The following is a 242-nucleotide window of genomic DNA, read 5'->3' on the forward strand; positions in this document are numbered from 1 at the left end:
GCTCCATGGCCGGAATGGGCCACGCGGCCAAGGCACGCGGTGGGGCGATGAAGGGCGGGGGCTCCATGGCTGGCATGGGCCACGGGGCGATGCCGGGCGGTGGCTCCATGGGCAGCATGAACATGGATATGGACATGCGCAACCCCGCCAACGTTCCTCCGAACGTGGACGTCGGAGTCGGCGTGGACATGGTCGCGCCTGAACAGCAGGACCGCACCGGCAATCCGGGTCTGGGGTTGGAG

1 protein-coding gene is annotated in these 242 nt (G+C 68.6%); it reads left to right on the top strand.

Going from position 1 to position 242, the window contains the following annotated elements; translation table 11 throughout:
• Positions 1-242, top strand: a 242-nt coding sequence (locus KZZ06_RS22020; protein WP_219582033.1) for a hypothetical protein, incomplete at both ends; no start/stop codon positions are given.

Origin of the sequence: Sulfitobacter sp. CW3, from assembly GCF_019392245.1 — a bacterium.
GTDB lineage: Bacteria > Pseudomonadota > Alphaproteobacteria > Rhodobacterales > Rhodobacteraceae > Sulfitobacter.